Below are 18,246 nucleotides of genomic sequence, written 5' to 3'. Positions count from 1 at the left end.
GCTATTGCTCAATAATTTCAACTTCAAAAAGCTTATCCCAACGTTTTCCTGTTACAAATAAAGTATTGGTATCAGGATTGTAGGCAATACCATTAAGTACGTCCAGTCCTTGATGTTGTGTAACTAGTTTGCGTAAAGGTGAAAAGTCGATAACCGCTTCCATAGCACCATTTTTTGGATTAATGATAGCTACACCATTAAATTGATATAGGTTAGAGTATATTTTTCCGTTAACCCATTCCAATTCGTTTAAGCCAACAACTTTTCCTTTTTCTCTATACACTTGTATGGTTTCTTCTTCGGCAAGAGTTTCAGGATTTAGCAACCAGATATTCTCTGTACCATCACTTTTAAAAATACGAGTACCATCGTTACAAAGTCCCCAACCTTCGTTGCTTTTTCCGTAGGTGAAACTACTCAGCTTCTCAAAACTGTTGACGTCGTAAACAAAGCCTGTGTTTTCTCTCCATGTTAATTGATAGATTTTATCGTTTAAAACGGTTAAGCCTTCACCAAAATATTGGCTCTGTAAGTTGATGTTCTTTAAAACTTCGGCAGTTTTATAATCTACTTTTCTCAGTTTAGATTCTCTGTATTGTCCTGTGCTTTCATACAATTCACCATTGTAAAACTCAAGACCTTGTGTGTAAGATGTAATGTCGTGAGGATAGGTGTTTACAATCTTATAAGTGTAAATCTTAGGCTTGGTATTATTTAAAACAGTAATTTTTGTAGACACATCAGCAGTCGTATCGTCATAGCTAATAGTTGCTGTTAGCGTTTGAACACCTAATTTTAAATCGTTTGTTGCAAAAGATTCAGAAACCTGTTTGTCGTTAATTTTATAAGACACAGCAGTTATAGTTTCATTTTTTGGGTTCTTTATAGAAAGATTTAAGGTTTCACCTAAGGTTATAACGTTGTTTTTAGCATTAGTTTGAAGCGAAAAGTTATGTTTTTTAGTTTCGGTACTACTTCCGCAAGCAAATAGCGATAAGGCTAAAAGTGTGATTGATAATAGTTTAAAGCTGTTGTTCATGCCTGTAAATTTTGAAGCAATTTATTTAATAAAATTCAGTTTAAAAAACTATTGCAAAAGTATTAAAAGGTTGTATCTTTGCAGTCGGCAAGTCCTACACAACCAGCTCCTGTTTAATCCTCCAGGGCGGGAACGCAGCAAAGGTACGCGGTCGTAGCGGTGTGATGTAGGTAGCTTGCCTTTTTTTGTACCCAAAACTCAAATCTTTTTCACTTTTTCTTCTGAATGAATATTACATTGTTAATTTTACAGTATTAATTATAGTTTATGTCTAAAGTTGTTTTAATCACAGGAGGTTCTTCAGGTATAGGGAAATCTATTGGAGAGTTTCTTTTAGAAAAAGGATTTGTTGTTTATGGAACCAGTAGAAATCCTGAGCGATATTCTGAAAGTAAGTTAAACCTTTTAGCTTTAGATGTTTCAAATACCCAAACTATTACCAAAGCTGTTCAAACTATTATAGACAAAGAAGGTCGACTAGATGTCTTGGTTAATAATGCAGGAGCTGGAATTACTGGACCTATTGAAGAAATTCCAGACGAGGAGATAAAACGTAATTTTGAAACTAATTTTTTTGGACCTATCAATGTAATAAAAGCGGTATTGCCACAAATGCGTAAGCAAAAAAGTGGACTAATTATCAATATCACCTCTATTGCTGGATACATGGGATTGCCATATAGAGGCGTTTACAGTGCAAGTAAAGGTGCGTTGGAATTAATTACCGAAGCCTTTAGAATGGAGATTAAAGATTTTAATATTGAAATGACCAATATTGCTCCAGGAGATTTTGCTACTAATATTGCTGCTGGTCGTTACCATGCACCAGTACAAGAACAGTCGCCTTATAAAACACCTTATGGTAACACCTTAAAACTAATGGATGCGCATGTTGATAGTGGAAAAGACCCATTGTTAATGGCAAAAGCAGTTTATAAAGTGATAAATACTAAAAATCCAAAAGCGCACTATAAGGTAGGTGAGTTTATGCAAAAGTTTTCTATTGTTTTAAAGCGCATTTTGCCAGACAAGGTGTATGAAAAAATGCTGATGAAACATTATAAGCTGTAATAGTAATCCATTTCGTTTTTTACTACTGTAGATTGTTAATATTATTTCATAATATTTCTAATTAAAACCTGCATATAAATTGTAATTTTGCAACTTAAATAACACAACAAATAAATTAAATACATGAAATTTTTTATTGATACAGCTAATCTAGATCAAATCAAAGAAGCTCAGGATATGGGTATTTTAGATGGTGTAACTACAAACCCATCTTTAATGGCTAAAGAAGGTATTACAGGAACAAACAACATTTTAAAACATTATGTTGATATCTGTAACATTGTAGATGGTGATGTAAGTGCTGAGGTTATTTCTACCGATTTTGAAGGTATGGTTAGAGAAGGTGAAGCACTAGCAGAATTACACGATCAAATAGTTATTAAATTACCTATGATTAAAGATGGTGTAAAAGCATGTAAATACTTTAGTGATAGAGGTATAAAAACCAACGTAACTTTAGTGTTTTCTCCAGGACAAGCCTTATTAGCTGCAAAAGCAGGAGCAACGTATGTGTCACCATTTATTGGACGTTTAGATGATATTTCAACTGATGGATTAAACCTTATTGCTGAAATTCGTCAAATTTATGATAACTATGGGTTTGATACTGAAATTTTAGCAGCTTCTGTGCGTCATACAATGCACGTAATTGATTGTGCTAAACTAGGAGCAGATGTAATGACAGGACCTTTAAGTTCAATTACAGGGTTATTAAAACACCCACTTACTGACATAGGTTTAGAGAAGTTTTTAGCCGATTATAAAAAGGGTAACTAAGAATTAGAAATATATAGAAAAAGAAAACTCCTGAATTATTCAGGAGTTTTTTTATTGGGTTTATCTGCTAACGAGCGTTTGTATCTCGTTTTCAAAATCTTTATTAAAGAGGCTTCCTCTAGAGGTCACTATTTTACCATCATCATCAACTAAAATTACAGTGTAAATTGAGTTGATAGCCAAAACATTTGACATGCTTTTATCTTTAAATCGATATTCGTTTTGGGTTGGAAATTTTGAGTTTTGTAGCGTGCTTTTCCAGTATTTTTTGTCGTCGTTGTTAATATTAATAGCAATAAACTCTACCTCAGGAAACTTAGCTTTTAGGCGTTTGGTTCGGTAGTGGCTATTCTTAAAAATTAAATCGTTGTTAGAAGACCAGAAATAAATAACTGTTGGTTTAGATATTAAGCTATTCAGCATAACATCTTCATCATTAAAACCTACAAGTTCTGCATTTGGTAAATTTTTTCCTGGTTTCAAATTATTTAAAATAGTTAATAGCTTATTTATATCTTTTTTGTCATTATCGTCAGTTGCTTTTTCTAAGTAAGAGTTTAAAACTTGAGAAATTTCATCAGAGTCTGTACTATTGTAAACAAACTCTCTGGTGTTAATTTTCAATAGGTAGTTTTTAACTTTATTAGAGGTTACTAAACTATCTATTAATCGTAATTTTTCTAGATTATAGTTAAGCGATTGTTTGTCAAAAGCTTCATGGTAAGCTACGTTGTCATAATAATCAGTAAGTGCCAAATTATTAAAGTGAGCTAGCATAAATTGATTGTAGCTTGGATATTCACTCAAATGGTCTAGTCCATAATCTATCTCTTTTCTATAATCATAAAAATCTTGAGGCAAATCTTTGTAATGGGCTAGTTGATGATTACCGTAGTAACCAAAAGGGTAAATTTCTTTATAGTAATAGTAATTGTAGTCAATATTGGCTTCAGCAATAGACTTAAATAAGTCAGAAAAAGGTTTCTTGTCTAAAAAACTATTTAATTCTTCAAGCTTTATTTTTTTTGTAGAGTCTAAATACGATTCAAGCTCTTCAGGCGACATTCGGCAAAACGTATTACGCTTTTTTATTTCAATTTCATTTTCTAAAAATGTTTTAATCAGGTAATTGTTCTTTTTTGAACCAACACCTGTAAATACTAAAGACTCATCAAAATCTATAGTGTTTAGTCTAAGCATAATACTATCACTAGGCTCTAAAAGTACCAATTGGTATTCGCCTCCATGCATAAATGAAAATAAACCAGGTTTAAAAGTCTCTAGCTTCTTTAAAAAACGATTCTGCTTATCAAGAAATAAAGTATCGTATCCAGTTTCTGGACTGTATAATGTAACGTGATTATTTTTAGGGTTAATAATTTCACCGCCAAAATAGGTGTAATCACTGTTTTCAGTTGAAATATCTTTGCATCCAAAAACCAATACAGATGCTAAAAAACTTATGATGTAAAACTTCATATATATTACTATAACGTAGGCTAAATATGCATATCACACAAAAATAAAATTTGAAACGTATATGTGTTGTTAATACGCTGTTAAAACTTGAGTTGCAAGCTTTTTTAATACATTGAAAAAACAGCTTTAAGTTTCTTCTTTATGGATTCATTTTTCTACTTTTGCAAAAAATTAAAATAGACACTATGTTAACAGTATCTAATCTTTCGGTTCAATTTGGTAAGCGTATTTTGTTTGATGAGGTAAATACCACATTTAATCAAGGTAATTGCTATGGTATTATTGGAGCTAATGGAGCAGGAAAATCTACTTTTTTAAAGATTTTATCAGGAAAAATGGATCCTACGTCTGGTCACGTTCACCTAGAGCAAGGTAAGCGTATGTCAGTTTTAGAGCAGGAGCACAATTTATATGACGAGCATACTGTGTTAGAAACTGTGATAATGGGAAATAAACCATTATTTAAGTTAAAAACAGAAATAGATGCACTTTATGCAGATTATACTGATGAAAACGCTGAAAAAATTGGAGAGCTGCAAGTGCAATTTGAAGAAATGAACGGTTGGAATGCCGATAGCGATGCTGCAGCAATGTTGTCTAACTTAGGTATCAAAGAAGATCTTCATTATACCTTAATGAAAGATTTAGATGGTAAGCAAAAAGTAAGAGTGTTATTGGCACAAGCCTTATTTGGAAATCCAGATGTACTTATCATGGATGAGCCTACCAACGACTTGGATTATGAAACAATTTCATGGTTAGAAAATTTCCTAGCCAATTATAACAACTGCGTTATTGTGGTGTCTCACGACCGTCACTTTTTAGATGCAGTATGTACACATATTTCTGATATTGATTTCGGAAAAATTAACCACTTCTCAGGTAACTACACGTTTTGGTACGAGTCTTCACAATTAGCTGCAAGACAAAGAGCACAACAAAACAAAAAAGCTGAAGAAAAGAAAAAGGAGCTTGAAGAGTTTATTAGACGTTTTTCTGCCAATGTTGCAAAATCTAAGCAAGCTACCAGTAGAAAGAAAATGATTGATAAGCTTAATATTTCTGAAATTAAGCCATCGAGCAGACGTTATCCTGCAATTATTTTTGAACGAGAAAGAGAAGCGGGAGATCAAATTTTAAACGTTGAAAACTTATCAGCTTCAATTGATGGTGAAGTACTATTTCAAAATGTAGATATCAACTTAGCTAAAGGAGATAAGGTAGTAGTGTATTCTAAAGACTCTAGAGCAACTACCGCGTTTTATCAAATTATTAACGGAAAAGAAAAAGCCGATTCTGGTAAGTATGCTTGGGGAGTTACAACCTCTCAATCTTATTTGCCACTTGATAACAGCGAGTATTTTGAAAACAAACTTACGCTTGTAGATTGGTTACGTCAATGGGCAACTACCGAAGAAGAACGCGAAGAGGTTTATATTAGAGGTTTTCTTGGGAAAATGATTTTTAGTGGTGAAGAAGCCTTAAAAACTGCAGATGTATTATCTGGAGGTGAAAAAGTGCGTTGTATGTTGAGTAGAATGATGATGATGAGAGCTAACGTAGTGATGTTGGATGAACCAACAAACCACCTTGATCTTGAAAGTATTACAGCATTCAACAACTCATTAAAAAACTTTAAGGGAACAGTCTTGTTTACAACACATGACCACGAGTTTGCTCAAACGGTTGCAAATAGAGTAATAGAACTAACTCCTAACGGAATTATTGATAGATATATGACTTTTGATGAGTATATGGATGATAAAAAGATAAAGGAGCAAAGAGAAAAAATGTACGCTGTAACAGCATCTTAAAACTAAAATCCTGATGAAATTCATCAGGATTTTTTTATACTTTAAGTTCAGATTTTACTGATTCTACAATGGGTAGTGCGTTGTCCAATTCGTCTTTGTTAACAAAGAGTTCTTGAAATCCTTGAATGGATGACCCAAAACCAGCAAGCCTACCAGATTCTGACTCGTCTTTAATAATAGCATTAATGCCAATGCTTTGTAATCTGTCCAATACTAATTGAACAATAATAAAATTACCTGAAAACACTTTTATATAATTAACATCTTCCATAATAATTCGCTTTAAATTCTTTCTATAAGATACAAAAAAAGTACCATAGAATTTCAAAATAAAACAAAAATTTAACAAGGTAATAAAGCATGACTAGTTTGATGAATTACTGAGGACTTTTATTTTTTTTAAAAACCGCTTGATGAGTTTTTTCGTTTATATACCAAACAATTATAAACTTAAATCTAAAGTATTATGAAAAAGATTAAATTATTCAGTTCAATTATTTTGTTAGCAACATTTACTATAGGTACAAATACTATAGCACAAAGCAAAATGAAGAAAGAGGATACCAAAATGGTAGGTGGAGCTGCAATGTACCCAAGTAAAAATATTGTAGAAAATGCTCTAAACTCTAAAGACCACACTACACTAGTTGCAGCAGTTAAAGCAGCAGGATTAGTTGATGTGTTAATGAGCGAGGGACCTTTTACAGTTTTTGCACCTACAAATGATGCTTTTGGTAAGTTGCCAAAGGGCACAGTTGAAAACCTATTAAAGGAAGAAAACATCTCTACACTGCAAACTGTATTAAAATATCATGTGGTTGCAGGAAAATGGAGTGCTAGTGACGTTATGGGAATGATAAAGAAAGGAGATGGAAAAGCAAAAATAGAAACTGTAAGTGGTGGATGGTTAACAGCATGGACCAAAGGAGGAGATGTTTACATTACTGATGAAAATGGTAACACAGCTAAAGTTACAATAGCAGATGTTAACCAATCCAATGGAGTTATACACGTTGTTGATACAGTGCTTCTTCCAAAATCATAATAAAGTTGTATTAGTCATTAATAAAGGTCTCAATTGAGACCTTTTTTTTGTTTTAATTATTGTTTGTTATTGAAATTTTATTTTCTATAAGTTTTGTCAATAATAATATTATTTATAAAAATGTAATTTTTAATCTTTTAGGATGCATTTTTCTTAATTTTATAGAATATAGAATCATAAAAAAACAATAAAAATGGAAAACAATAATCATTCTAACAATTCAGACCCAAACAAGTGTCCCTTTTTAAGCGGAAAACAAAATACTGTTGGTGGAGGTGGAGTAAAGAATAGAGATTGGTGGCCAAATGAATTAAAATTAAATATTTTAAGACAACATGCTGCAAAATCGAATCCACTTGGAGAAAATTTTAATTATGCTGAAGCATTTAATAGTATAGACTTTGCAGAATTAAAACAAGATGTTTTAAATCTTATGACCGACTCGCAAGATTGGTGGCCTGCAGACTATGGCCATTATGGAGGTTTTATGATTCGTATGGCATGGCATAGTGCAGGTACTTATAGAGTTGGAGATGGTCGTGGAGGAGCAGGTACAGGTAATCAGCGTTTTGCACCAATAAATAGCTGGCCAGATAACGGAAACTTAGACAAAGCAAGATTATTATTATGGCCAATAAAAAAGAAGTACGGTAATAAAATCTCGTGGGCAGATTTAATGATTCTTGCAGGAAACTGTGCGTTAGAGTCTATGGGGTTCCCAACCTTTGGTTTTGCTGGTGGACGAGAAGATATTTGGGAACCTGAGCAAGATGTGTATTGGGGAAGCGAAACAGAATGGGGAGCAAACGAAGAGCGTTATGGAAATAGTGATAACTACAATGAAAGAGATTTAGAAGATCCTCTTGCTGCTGTTATGATGGGATGGATTTACGTAAACCCTGAAGGTCCAGATGGAAAACCAGACCCAATGGGTTCTGCTAAAGATGTAAGAGAAACTTTTGGTCGTATGGCTATGAATGATGAAGAAACAGTTGCTCTTGTTGCTGGTGGTCATACTTTTGGTAAAGCACATGGAGCTGCAGATCCTGGTCAATATGTAGGTGCTGAACCACATGGTGCACCAATAGAACAAATGAGTACTGGTTGGAAAAACACTTATAAAAGTGGTGTGTTAGACGATACAATTACTAGTGGTATTGAAGGTGCTTGGACACCAAATCCAACACAATGGGATGCTGATTATTTTGATGTGTTATTAAATTATGATTGGGAATTAACCAAAAGTCCTGCAGGAGCACATCAATGGACGCCAACAGCAGCGTCTAAAGCACGTATGGCTCCAAAAGCAGGTGACCCAAATGGGAAGCAAGCCTTAATGATGACTACAGCAGATATTGCTTTAAAAACAGATCCTGAATATTTAAAAATCTCACAACGCTTTCATAAAGACCACAAAGCTTTTGAAGATGCTTTCGCTAGAGCTTGGTATAAGTTAACGCACAGAGATATGGGACCAATTGATCGTTACTTAGGGCCAGAAGTTCCTAGTGAGCAATTAATTTGGCAAGATCCTGTTCCTAAAGTGGATTATAAACTAAGCGACAGTGATATTACCTCATTAAAGAAAATGATTTTAGCGTCAGGTTTGTCAATTTCTGAATTGGTAAGAACAGCTTGGGCTTCGGCTTCAACGTATAGAGATTCTGATAAACGAGGTGGAGCAAATGGAGCACGATTAAGATTAGAACCACAACGCAGTTGGAAAGTAAACAATCCAGAAGAATTAAATAAAGTTTTGGGCGTTTATGAAGGTATTCAAAACCAATTTAGCGGAACAATTTCTATGGCAGATTTAATTGTGCTAGGAGGTGTTGCGGCTATAGAAGAAGCTGCTAGTAGAGCAGGTCATAATATTTCAGTGCCTTTTGCTCAAGGTAGAGGAGATGCTATTCAAGAGCAAACTGATGTTGAGCAATTCAACTATTTAAAACCTATTGGAGATGGATTTAGAAATTATATGAATCCTAATGTTAGTGTAAAAGCTGAAGATTTATTGATTGATAAAGCCAATTTAATGGCATTATCAATACCAGAAATGACTGTTCTTGTCGGAGGTATGCGTGTATTAGGTGCTAATTATGATAGCTCAAAACATGGTGTATTTACTGATAATGTTGGTCATCTGACTAATGATTTCTTTAAAAACCTTGTAGATATGACCTATACATGGAGTGCTACTTCTGATGAAGAAACTCATTTTGAGGGTAGAGATCGTAGAACAGGTGAAGTGAAGTTTATAGGTACTCGTGCCGATTTAATTTTTGGTTCAAATACTGAATTAAGAGCAGTAGCTGAAGTATATGCAGCCGATGATGCTGAAGAGAAATTTGTTAAAGATTTTGTGGCAGCTTGGACTAAAGTGATGAATGCTGATAGATTTGATTTGAAATAATTGATAAATAGTAACTCTAAAAAGGAATGCATTAGTTATGTAATGTGTTCCTTTTTTTATTGAATACATAGATATGAACGAAAACGAATTATTTTTTAGAACCATACAGTCTGGTAATACCGAAAATATAAAACTACAACTTGATAGAAATCCTAAATTAGTTAGTATAGCTGATGCAAGAGGATTTACACCTTTAATTTTTGCTAGCTACTTTGATAAAGAAGATATTGTAAAAGTGTTATTAGAACATAATGCAGATATTAATGGAAAGGATGCTTCTGGTAATACAGCCTTAATAGGAGTGAGTTTTAAAGGAAATCTTGCATTAGTTGAGATGTTGCTAAAACATAATGCTAATGTAAATGCGCAAAACAATAATGGTACAACCGCTTTAATGTATGCAACACAATATAACCAAGAGGCAGTTGTAGATGTGCTTTTAGCCCATAATGCTGATAAATCACTTAAAGATTTTGAAGGTAAAACAGCTTTGGATTATGCTAAAGAAAAAGAATTAAAGACAATAGCAGAGAAATTATAAAACATAAAAAAACCACTTCTTTTGAAGTGGTTTTTTTATTCTTCTTTTTCAATTAATGCTATTATTTATCGATAGATCCAAGAACACGAGACATAAAAGTATTTAAAGCTTCCTTTTTTGGTGTGCCATCTTTTACCATTTTGTGTACTTCAATTGCACCATACATATTAGAAATTAATTCACCTATAACATCTAACTCCTCATCTTTTAATGATGGTACTTCGGTTAGGTTTTCTAAGGTTTCAATAGTCTCTAATACGAAGTCTTCGTCATTATCTTCGATAAACTGGGTTAATTGTTTTATTACTGGTAATTTCATAATTTAAATAACTTCATCAACAAGTTCTTTTAAAACATCGAACTTATTAGTTTGTATTTGATTTTTGAATTCACCATTTTTAAAAGTAGCAAACGTAGGTAAGTTGTCTACAGTTGCTAATTTTCTACTCTCAGGAAATTTTTCAGCATCAGCAATAACGAAAGTAATATTTTCATTTTCTGTTGCTAATTTCTTGAACTTTGGCTTCATTATACGACAGTTTCCACACCAAGTTGCTGAGTATTGCACAACAACTGTATCGTTTTCAGAAACTATACTTTGTAAATTGTCTTGATCTAATTCTTGAACCATAACTAATACTTAGTTTAAGTGTGCTTTTAAATACTCTTTTGTACCTTGAGCATTAGCTTGCATTGCATCTTTACCTTCTTCCCAGTTAGCAGGACAAACTTCACCTTTTTCTTGTACGTGAGTTAAAGCATCGATGATTCTTAAATATTCATTTACATTTCTACCAAGTGGCATGTTGTTGATACTCTCGTGTTGTACGATACCTTCTTCATCAATGATGTAAGTAGCTCTGTAAGTTACGTTATCGCCATCTACAGTTACAACTCCAGTTTCTTCGTTGTAAGTTTCGTTAGAGATATCTAAAATACCAAGAGTTGATGCTAAGTTTCTGTTAGAATCAGCTAAAAGAGGGTAAGTTACACCTTCAATTCCACCATTATCTTTAGCAGTACTTAACCAAGCAAAATGAACTTCAGCAGTATCACAAGAAGCTCCAATTACTATAGTGTTACGTTTTTCAAACTCACCTAAAGCAGCTTGAAAAGCGTGTAATTCAGTAGGACATACGAAAGTGAAATCTTTCGGGTACCAAAATAATACTACTTTTTTGTTATTGTTTTTTGCTTCTTCAAGAACGTTTAATTTAAAGGTGTCACCCATTTCGTTCATTGCGTTTACATTTAAATCTGGAAATTGTTTTCCTACGAATGCCATGTTTATTTATTTTTTAAGTGATTATTAATTTCACTACAAACATAAGGACTTAAACAGCGTGTTTTGATAGAAATAAATAATATAAAATTATATACAAATAGTATTAGAATATGGCATCAAAATTAGGTGTTGATTTTTGTTAAATCAGCAATTATTGATACTCTAAAATATCAACTTGGTAAAATGAGTTTAAAATGATTGAATTAATAATTATTTCTTAGCAGATAATTGTTTGATTTTAATCGAAAACGCAGCAAAAGTTAAGGTCATAAAAGGGCTTAACCAGTTAAATATGGCGAAAAAGAAATAATCTACAACAGGTACTCCAAGCACACCACTTTGGTAGGCTCCACAAGTATTCCATGGTACTAAAACAGAAGTTACAGTACCAGAATCTTCAAGAGCTCTACTTAGGTTTTCTGGAGCTAACCCTTTATCTTCATAAGCTTTTTTAAACATTTTTCCAGGTACAACTAATGCTAAGTATTGGTCTGATGCTGTAATATTTAAAGCTAAACAACTAGCCACTGTACTTGCAAAAAGACCAAATGTGGTTGTTGCTAAACTTAGTAGTGCTTGACTAATTCTTGTTAATGCTCCAATGGCATCCATAACACCACCAAAAACCATTGCACAAAGAATTAACCAAATGGTTCCTAACATACCATACATTCCTTTTCCTGAAGCAGAAAATAAATCTTGTAGTGTTTCATTGTCAGTAGCTATTGTAGTTTTTACTGTAATAGCATCCATAACACCTTTGTAAGCAGAAGTTAATGTTAAAGAGTCAGTTCCTGCAATTTGTGTGACTATGTGTGGTTGAAATAGCAATGCAAAAATACCTCCTAATAAAGTTCCTATTAAAAGTGCAACAAGTGGAGGTGTTTTTTTTATGATGAGTGCAATAACAATTATTGGAACTAAAAACAGCCAACCATTAATATTAAAAGTACTATCAATATCATTAAGCAGTAAAGAGGTATCAGCATTTCCAGTTGTGTCTTGCGTAAATCCTAAAATGATAAATACTATTAATGTGATTACAATTGTAGGCACTGTGGTTAAAGCCATATACTTTATATGTGTAAATAATTCACTTCCTGCCATAGCTGGAGCAAGGTTTGTAGTATCACTTAACGGAGACATTTTATCTCCAAAATAAGCACCAGATAAAACAGCACCTGCTGTCATTCCTAAAGAAACACCAAGCGCTTCGCCAATACCAACTAAGGCAATACCAACGGTTGCTGAAGTTGTCCAAGAACTTCCTGTAGCCACTGATATGATTGCACATATAATTACACAAGCAGCTAAAAATATGGTAGGATTTAGTATTTGTAAACCATAATATATCATAGCAGGAATAATACCACTAATAAGCCATGTTCCTGCTAAAGCACCAACCATGAGTAGAATTAAAATAGCTCCTGTGGTTGATTTTACATTCTCAGCCACTTCATCAATCATTTGGCTAAACGTTACTTTATTATAAAAGCCAACAACAGCAGCAACAGCAGCGCCTAAAAGTAAGATAAACTGATTGCTACCACTAAGCGCATTATCACCATAAACAAATACATTAAAAGCTAGCATACCAACCAAAGCAATAACAGGTATTAAAGCTTCCCATATATTTAATTGTTTGTTTTCAACAATATGTTCATCTTGTGGTTGTCTAGGCTTTATATCTTGGCTTTCCATAGGTGTTAGTTAGAAGTTTTATAGATGTAATGTTACGATAATGTTGTCTATAAAGCAAATGCAGATGTTTAACTGTTTTTAAATACTTGAATTATAATGATTTTGTAAAATAAAAAAGACGCTTTCGGTTTCTGAAAGCGTCTTTAGTGTATTAATTATGTCAAAAAAATTAAACTAAGCTAGCTTCACTTTTTTTATCTAAGATGTTTAAAGATTCCATGCATTCACGCATCATATTGTATGTGCGTTCAATATCAGCGTCTAGTCCAATAGAAAAACGAATAAGACCATCGCTTAATCCCATTTCTTTTTGCTCATCTTCTGGTATTTCAGAAGATGTTGAAGAACCTGGAGCCGAGAATAATGTTTTATAAAATCCTAAACTCACTGCAAGATACCCAAGGTTTTTTTCTTGCATTAGTTCCATAAGTGCATTGGCCTTATCAAGTGAGCCAACATCTATGGTAAGCATACCTCCAAAACCATATTTTTCGTTCATCATGCTTTTAAATAACTCATGTGAAGGATGCGATTCTAATCCTGGATATACCGTTTTTAAACCATCTGCTTCAAATTTTTGAGCTAAATACGTAGCGTTATGACTATGTTGCTGCATTCTTATGTGTAGTGTTCTTAAGTTTTTTAAAACAGAAGCAGAACGTAAACTATCCATTGTGCTTCCTAACAGCATGCAAGCACCATCATTAACGTTTCTTAAGGCGTCAATAAATTCTTGAGTTCCGCAAATAACACCACCAACAGTGTCGCTAGATCCATTAATAAATTTTGTTAAACTGTGTATTACAATGTCAGCACCTAATTTAACAGGTGATATTGATAATGGTGAAAACGTATTATCAACTACAAGTTTTAAATTATGCTTTTTTGCTATAGCAGCAAGTCCTTTTATGTCGGCAACTTCTAATAAAGGATTACTAACCGATTCGCAATATAAAACTTTAGTGTTTTCGGTAATTGCAGCTTCAACAACATCTAGTTTAGTAATATCAACAAACGAGGTACTAATATTTAGCTTTGGTGTGAAATTTTTTAGAAACGCATAAGTACCACCATAAATAGTTCTACTAGATACCACATGATCTCCAGCGCCACAAAACTGTAAAATTACAGGTGTAATGGCTCCCATTCCTGATGCAGTTACCGTTGCAGTTTCAGTGCCTTCCATTGCAGCAAGCGCTTCTCCTAAATAAAGGTTAGAAGGTGATGAGTGACGAGAATACAGGTAGCAACCATCAGCGTTACCTTCAAACGTATCAAACATAGTTTTTGCTGATAAAAAGGTGTAGGTAGATGAATCTGAAATAGAAGGGTTAACGCCTCCAAACTCACCAAAATATTGTAAGTCTTGTATATTATTTGCGGGTTTAAATGACATAGTAAAGTGTATTTAGTTAATACATCAAAAATCCGAATAAATAGATGTATTATCAATATATATGTATAATTTTAGATTATTAATCTGTTATTTGCTACTTTTATAAAAATATTTTACGAAAAGAATCTGCTAACATGTTAGTTTGAAGAAAATTTTTCAATATGATTTTTGATGATATAGATAAAAAGCTTTTGCATTTGCTTCAGCAGGATAGTAAGCAAACCAATAAAGAGTTGTCGTTAAAACTGAATTTATCGGTAACTGCTGTTTATGAGCGTATCAAAAAGTTAGAGCGTGAAGGCGTTATCAATAAATATGTAGCGCTAATTAAGAAAGAAAAGATTGATAAATCGTTTATTGCTTTCTGCCATATAAAACTTATTCAGCACACTCAAGAATATGTGGTTAAATTTGAAAAAGATGTTGCTAATTTAGAGGAAGTCGTAGAGTGTTTTCATATTAGTGGCGATTATGATTACCTTTTAAAAGTGATAGTGAGCGATATGGAAGCGTTTAGAGAGTTTATGGTTAATAAATTAACTTCTATAAACCATATTGGTAGTACACACAGCATGTTTGTAATTAACGAAGTAAAACACACAACAGCAATACGCGTTTAATTATGAAATCTAACGCTTATAAACTCATAGAGTTTTTCATTATTTTTATTCTAATACCAATAAGTTTTGCGTTAGAGTATTCACCATTTATTAAGTTGGGTATTGGGTTAGGAGGATTCTTGTATGTCATATATTTATTACTTAAAGTTGAGCGGAAAAAATTTAAAGTAGCCCAAGTCTTAAACTGGAAACAGTTTTGGAGAGAAACTGTCATAAAACTAGCCATTATAGCAGTTTTAACCACGCTTTTTGTTTGGTTTACTGATAATGCTCGTTTATTTGAAGTGTTGTTAAACAAGCCCTTGCTGTGGTTGGTCATTTTGTTTGTTTACAGTGTGTTTTCGGTATATCCTCAAGAGCTTATTTATAGAACGCTTTTTTTTGAAAGATACGCTGTATTGTTTCAAAGCACCTCTTTTGCAATAGTTTTAAATGCAGTAGTGTTTTCATTAGCACACATCATGTTTAAAAGTACTTTGGTGCTTGTTTTAACCTTTCTTGGCGGACTCTTGTTTGCGCTAACCTATACCAAAACAAAATCAACACTTTTGGTATCCATTGAACATGCTATTTATGGGTCTTGGTTGTTTACAGTAGGCATGGGAACTATGCTAGGTTTTCCTTCTTAAAACGAAATGAGTTTTTAGAGATTTACAAATCGTAATACTCAAGTAAATTATAGCTTTAAAATTAGTGAACTCACATTCGTAAATAAAAATACAATGTTGTATTTTTGTAATAGTTTTAAATAAAATCTGACAAAAAACAATCTTATGAATTCATACGATGTAGCCGTTATAGGCTCTGGTCCTGGTGGATATGTTGCAGCTATCCGTTGCGCTCAACTAGGAATGAAAACTGCAATCATTGAAAAATATTCAACTTTAGGAGGAACTTGCCTTAACGTTGGTTGTATACCAAGTAAAGCACTTTTAGACTCGTCTCACCATTACGAAGATGCTATTAAGCATTTTGAAGAGCATGGAATTGATATTTCTGGTGAGGTTAAGGTAAACTTAGAAAAAATGATTGCTCGTAAGCAATCTGTAGTAGACCAAACTACAGGTGGAATTGATTTCTTAATGAAGAAGAATAAGATTGATGTATATGAAGGTTTAGGAAGCTTTAAAGATGCTACTCATATCCTTATCAAAGGAGAAAAAGAAGAAGAAATTGAAGCTAAAAACACCATTATAGCAACAGGTTCTAAACCATCTAGCTTACCATTTATCAATATTGATAAAGAACGTGTAATCACTTCTACTGAAGCATTAAAACTTAAAGAAGTTCCTAAACATTTAATTGTAATTGGTGGTGGAGTTATTGGTCTTGAACTAGGTCAAGTATATAAGCGTTTAGGAGCTGAGGTTTCTGTTGTGGAGTATGCGGATAGAATTTTACCAACAATGGATGCAGGTGTTTCTAAGGAGTTGAATAAAGTATTGAAAAAACAAAAATTCAACATCAATGCCTCTCATAAAGTAAAGTCGGTAGAACGCGTTGGAGATGAAGTTATCGTTAAAGCTGATAATAAAAAAGGCGAAGAAGTAGAATTTAAAGGCGATTACTGTTTAGTATCAGTAGGTCGTCGTCCTTATACAGATGGTTTAAATGCTGAAGCTGCTGGAGTAAAAATAAACGACAGAGGTCAAGTTGAAGTAAATGACCATTTACAAACAAGCGCTTCAAACATTTATGCAATAGGAGATGTTATTAAAGGTGCAATGTTAGCGCATAAAGCTGAAGAAGAAGGTGTGTTTGTTGCTGAAACCTTAGCAGGACAAAAACCACATATAGATTATAACTTAATTCCTGGTGTAGTTTACACTTGGCCAGAAGTTGCAGCTGTTGGTAAAACCGAAGAGCAACTTAAAGAAGCTGGAGTAGAGTATAAGGTAGGACAATTTCCAATGCGTGCTTTAGGACGCAGTAGAGCAAGTATGGATCTTGATGGATTTGTAAAAGTTTTAGCTGATAAAACTACCGATGAAATTTTAGGAGTACACATGGTTGGTGCTCGTGCTGCCGATATGATTGCTGAAGCCGTTGTAGCTATGGAGTATAGAGCAAGTGCTGAAGATGTATCTCGTATGTCTCATGCACATCCAACATTTACTGAAGCTATTAAAGAAGCAGCTTTAGCTGCAACTGGAGATAGAGCTTTACATGTGTAGATTTATAATATTGTTATTCTGAATTAAATTCAGAATCTAAAAAAAGCGAGCCATAAGGTTCGCTTTTTTTGTTTTAGATAGAATGAAAGACAAAGGAAAGCGTAAGAAAATACTCAAAATGAGTATATAAACATATTCATATAATCTTTAGATTTGTTAAAATGTAAGTTATTTCTTAACCCTAAAATCTGAAATCATGAAAAACAGTCTATTAATGATTACATTATTTATTTCTATTAATACTATTACAGCGCAAACACTAGAAGAAATAAACCAAGCCTCTATAAAAATGTGTGAGTTTTTTGATGCCGATAAATCAAATAAAACAAGGAAAGAGATCCTTGAAGAATTTTGGAAAACCGAAACCAGACCATATCTCCTACAGTCAACTAATTTTCAATATTATGAGTTGTATCAAATTTTAGAGACTAGACTGTTTTTTAATTGTAAAGCGTATCATGACCTAACTATCTCTGACCCTGAACCCATTATAGGTCCAGATACTTCATATGAGCGCATAAAATCAGAGGTGTCTAAATCAAGTGTGGAAAAGTTTTTAAAGCAAAAGCAATTTTATTACGAGATGGCTTTTGTAGGTAAAACCTATTTTGAAATAGCTGATGGCATTTGGAAAATACATAAAGATAAAACAGATGATTATACATTATATAAGTACAAACAACTTAATGACACACAATTTGAGCTAGAATTTATAGAAAGTAATGACAGTGAAAATAAATACCTTAAAGGCGACAAGCTAATTATTGAAATAATCTTCTTTGATCGCAAAGACAAGCAATTTAAACTTTCTAAAAGCATAAAGGGAACGTCTATTTATGATTTTGAATATTATTACTACGACTAGACGTCTTCTTTTTTAAAATCAAAATA

Annotated in this window: 18 protein-coding genes and 1 other RNA gene; 11 read left to right on the top strand and 8 right to left on the bottom strand. The window is 33.0% G+C overall.

The genetic code is table 11. From position 1 onward, the window contains the following. Position 1: 1 nt before the first annotated feature. Positions 2-1,039, bottom strand: coding sequence for a glutaminyl-peptide cyclotransferase (locus DMZ43_RS07435; protein ID WP_131507056.1), 1,038 nt, complete (start codon positions 1,037-1,039; stop codon positions 2-4). A gap of 85 nt (positions 1,040-1,124) precedes the next feature. On the opposite strand from DMZ43_RS07435, the gene ffs reads away from it, so the two are divergent. The 3 genes from ffs to fsa all read left to right on the top strand — a co-directional run bounded on the left by ffs (position 1,125) and on the right by fsa (position 2,887). Then, positions 1,125-1,223: signal recognition particle sRNA small type (gene ffs, locus DMZ43_RS07430), an RNA gene on the top strand. 83 nt (positions 1,224-1,306) lie between these two features. Continuing rightward, the gene (locus DMZ43_RS07425) at positions 1,307-2,110 is read left to right on the top strand and encodes an SDR family oxidoreductase (RefSeq protein WP_131507054.1); all 804 of its coding nucleotides are present in this window, start codon (positions 1,307-1,309) and stop codon (positions 2,108-2,110) included. A 123-nt stretch (positions 2,111-2,233) separates the two neighbouring features. Then, positions 2,234-2,887 (top strand): fructose-6-phosphate aldolase, encoded by a 654-nt coding sequence (gene fsa, locus DMZ43_RS07420; RefSeq protein ID WP_129760296.1) that lies wholly within the window; start codon positions 2,234-2,236, stop codon positions 2,885-2,887. Positions 2,888-2,947: 60 nt separating this feature from the next. On the opposite strand, the gene DMZ43_RS07415 is transcribed toward fsa, so the two are convergent. Continuing rightward, complete coding sequence (locus DMZ43_RS07415) at positions 2,948-4,366, bottom strand: thioredoxin-like domain-containing protein (RefSeq protein WP_131507052.1); 1,419 nt, start codon at positions 4,364-4,366, stop codon at positions 2,948-2,950. Between the two features lie 185 nt (positions 4,367-4,551). On the opposite strand from DMZ43_RS07415, the gene DMZ43_RS07410 reads away from it, so the two are divergent. Further along, complete coding sequence (locus tag DMZ43_RS07410; RefSeq protein ID WP_129760294.1) at positions 4,552-6,180, top strand: ABC-F family ATP-binding cassette domain-containing protein; 1,629 nt, start codon at positions 4,552-4,554, stop codon at positions 6,178-6,180. 34 nt (positions 6,181-6,214) lie between these two features. Here the strand turns inward: DMZ43_RS07410 and DMZ43_RS07405 are convergent, their stop codons facing one another. After that, positions 6,215-6,451: a putative signal transducing protein gene (locus tag DMZ43_RS07405; protein WP_131507050.1), complete on the bottom strand. Its 237-nt coding sequence runs from the start codon at positions 6,449-6,451 to the stop codon at positions 6,215-6,217. A 195-nt stretch (positions 6,452-6,646) separates the two neighbouring features. Here DMZ43_RS07405 and DMZ43_RS07400 point away from each other — a divergent pair, with 195 nt between their 5' ends. The 3 genes from DMZ43_RS07400 to DMZ43_RS07390 all read left to right on the top strand — a co-directional run bounded on the left by DMZ43_RS07400 (position 6,647) and on the right by DMZ43_RS07390 (position 10,179). Further along, positions 6,647-7,225 carry a fasciclin domain-containing protein gene (locus tag DMZ43_RS07400; protein ID WP_187347849.1) on the top strand — a complete coding sequence of 193 codons (579 nt, stop codon included), beginning with the start codon at positions 6,647-6,649 and terminating at the stop codon, positions 7,223-7,225. A gap of 193 nt (positions 7,226-7,418) precedes the next feature. Next, positions 7,419-9,638 carry a catalase/peroxidase HPI gene (katG, locus tag DMZ43_RS07395; RefSeq protein ID WP_131507048.1) on the top strand — a complete coding sequence of 740 codons (2,220 nt, stop codon included), beginning with the start codon at positions 7,419-7,421 and terminating at the stop codon, positions 9,636-9,638. A 73-nt stretch (positions 9,639-9,711) separates the two neighbouring features. Continuing rightward, entirely contained in the window at positions 9,712-10,179 is a 468-nt protein-coding gene (locus DMZ43_RS07390) for an ankyrin repeat domain-containing protein (protein WP_131507046.1), read from the top strand. Positions 10,180-10,240: 61 nt separating this feature from the next. Here DMZ43_RS07390 and DMZ43_RS07385 read toward each other — a convergent pair whose 3' ends face one another. The 5 genes from DMZ43_RS07385 to DMZ43_RS07365 all read right to left on the bottom strand — a co-directional run bounded on the left by DMZ43_RS07385 (position 10,241) and on the right by DMZ43_RS07365 (position 14,561). After that, on the bottom strand, positions 10,241-10,498 hold the full coding sequence (locus DMZ43_RS07385; RefSeq protein WP_129760290.1) for a hypothetical protein: 258 nt from the start codon (positions 10,496-10,498) through the stop codon (positions 10,241-10,243). A 3-nt stretch (positions 10,499-10,501) separates the two neighbouring features. Continuing rightward, on the bottom strand, positions 10,502-10,810 hold the full coding sequence (locus tag DMZ43_RS07380; RefSeq protein WP_131507044.1) for a co-chaperone YbbN: 309 nt from the start codon (positions 10,808-10,810) through the stop codon (positions 10,502-10,504). A 9-nt stretch (positions 10,811-10,819) separates the two neighbouring features. Further along, entirely contained in the window at positions 10,820-11,464 is a 645-nt protein-coding gene (locus tag DMZ43_RS07375; protein WP_131507042.1) for a peroxiredoxin, read from the bottom strand. A gap of 210 nt (positions 11,465-11,674) precedes the next feature. Then, entirely contained in the window at positions 11,675-13,165 is a 1,491-nt protein-coding gene (gene nhaC / locus DMZ43_RS07370; RefSeq protein ID WP_131507040.1) for a Na+/H+ antiporter NhaC, read from the bottom strand. A 169-nt stretch (positions 13,166-13,334) separates the two neighbouring features. Further along, positions 13,335-14,561 carry an aminotransferase class I/II-fold pyridoxal phosphate-dependent enzyme gene (locus tag DMZ43_RS07365; protein WP_131507039.1) on the bottom strand — a complete coding sequence of 409 codons (1,227 nt, stop codon included), beginning with the start codon at positions 14,559-14,561 and terminating at the stop codon, positions 13,335-13,337. Between the two features lie 161 nt (positions 14,562-14,722). On the opposite strand from DMZ43_RS07365, the gene DMZ43_RS07360 reads away from it, so the two are divergent. The 4 genes from DMZ43_RS07360 to DMZ43_RS07345 all read left to right on the top strand — a co-directional run bounded on the left by DMZ43_RS07360 (position 14,723) and on the right by DMZ43_RS07345 (position 18,220). Continuing rightward, the gene (locus tag DMZ43_RS07360; protein ID WP_129760285.1) at positions 14,723-15,181 is read left to right on the top strand and encodes an Lrp/AsnC family transcriptional regulator; all 459 of its coding nucleotides are present in this window, start codon (positions 14,723-14,725) and stop codon (positions 15,179-15,181) included. Positions 15,182-15,183: 2 nt separating this feature from the next. Continuing rightward, positions 15,184-15,810, top strand: coding sequence for a CPBP family intramembrane glutamic endopeptidase (locus tag DMZ43_RS07355; protein ID WP_131507037.1), 627 nt, complete (start codon positions 15,184-15,186; stop codon positions 15,808-15,810). A gap of 144 nt (positions 15,811-15,954) precedes the next feature. Then, the gene (lpdA, locus tag DMZ43_RS07350) at positions 15,955-17,355 is read left to right on the top strand and encodes a dihydrolipoyl dehydrogenase (RefSeq protein ID WP_131507035.1); all 1,401 of its coding nucleotides are present in this window, start codon (positions 15,955-15,957) and stop codon (positions 17,353-17,355) included. 196 nt (positions 17,356-17,551) lie between these two features. Next, positions 17,552-18,220 carry a hypothetical protein gene (locus tag DMZ43_RS07345; protein WP_131507033.1) on the top strand — a complete coding sequence of 223 codons (669 nt, stop codon included), beginning with the start codon at positions 17,552-17,554 and terminating at the stop codon, positions 18,218-18,220. The last annotated feature ends 26 nt before the right edge of the window (positions 18,221-18,246 follow it).

The sequence above is a fragment of the Meridianimaribacter sp. CL38 genome (assembly GCF_004328055.1).
Taxonomy (GTDB): domain Bacteria; phylum Bacteroidota; class Bacteroidia; order Flavobacteriales; family Flavobacteriaceae; genus Gaetbulibacter_B; species Gaetbulibacter_B jejuensis.
The sequence above is the reverse complement of the archived record's forward strand: the minus strand, read 5'-3'. Positions and strand labels throughout refer to the sequence as shown.